Origin of the sequence: Acetobacter garciniae, from assembly GCF_017377735.1 — a bacterium.
GTDB classification, from domain to species: Bacteria; Pseudomonadota; Alphaproteobacteria; order Acetobacterales; family Acetobacteraceae; genus Acetobacter; species Acetobacter garciniae.
Window position 1 is genome coordinate 1 of record NZ_JAFVMH010000036.1, and the last position, 1,285, is coordinate 1,285.

The window sequence follows — 1,285 nt, forward strand, 5'->3', positions numbered from 1 at the left end:
CGGGTGTAGATGGGGAACCTGGCACAGAGTTCGCGCACGCGGGCATGGACGGCGTTTTCGACCACGCTGTCGCCTTCCCCGCCTGATGCGGCCAGGGCGGTCAGCACCTCGTCGATCATCTCGCCCACCTGGCGGAATTCCGCCTCGCGGAAGCCGCGCGCCGTCGCCGCCGGGCTGCCCAGGCGCACGCCAGAGGTCACGGCCGGCTTTTCCGGATCGAACGGAATGGCGTTCTTGTTCGCCGTGATCCCCGCACGCTCCAGCGCCGCTTCCGCCGCCTTGCCCGTCACCTTCTTGGGACGCAGGTCCACCAGCAGCAGGTGGGAATCCGTGCCGCCGGTCACGATGTCGAACCCGCGCTCGACCAGCACTTCGGCCAGAACCTGCGCGTTCTTCTGAACCGCCTTCTGGTATTCCTTGAATTCGGGGCGCAGGGCCTCGCCGAACGCCACGGCCTTGCCCGCGATCACATGCATGAGCGGGCCACCCTGCAGGCCGGGGAACACGGCGGAGTTGATCTTCCTGGCCAGGGCCTCGTCATTCGTCAGGATCAGCCCACCGCGCGGGCCGCGCAGCGTCTTGTGCGTGGTGGAGGTCACGATATGCGCGTGCTCCACCGGGCTGGGATACAGGCCAGCGGCCACCAAACCCGCGAAATGCGCCATGTCCACCATCAGGAACGCGCCGACCTCATCCGCAATGCGGCGAAAGCGCGCGAAATCGATAATGCGCGGATAGGCGGAGCCACCGGCCACGATAATGGCGGGCTTGTGCTCGCGGGCCAGGCGTTCCATTTCCTCGTAATCCAGCACGCCGTCCTGCTGGCGCACGCCATACTGCACGGCGTTGAACCACTTGCCCGAATAATTGGGGGCCGCACCATGGGTCAGGTGCCCGCCAGCTGCCAGGCTCATGCCCAGCACCGTGTCACCCGGCTTGCCCATGGCCATGAACGCCGCCTGGTTGGCGTTGGCCCCCGAATGCGGCTGCACATTGGCAAAGCCCGCGCCGAACAGGGTTTTCACGCGTTCGATGGCCAGGGTCTCGACCTTGTCCACTTCCGAACAGCCACCGTAATAGCGACGGCCGGGATAACCTTCGGCGTATTTATTCGTCAGCACGCTGCCCTGGGCCTGAAGCACCGCTTCGGACACCATGTTCTCGCTCGCGATCAGTTCAATGCCTTCGCGCTGGCGCGTCAGCTCTCCGCTCAGCGCCGCAAAAACCTCGGGGTCCGTCTGGGAAACAGGCGCGCGAAAAAAAAGCTCCAGATCGGTGTGGCTCA

At 65.4% G+C, this 1,285-nt stretch carries 1 protein-coding gene; it reads right to left on the bottom strand.

Annotated features, from left to right (window positions below; genetic code table 11):
- Window positions 1-1,285, bottom strand: a 1,285-nt coding sequence (gene glyA, locus J2D77_RS17100) for a serine hydroxymethyltransferase (protein WP_331000144.1), incomplete at both ends; no start/stop codon positions are given.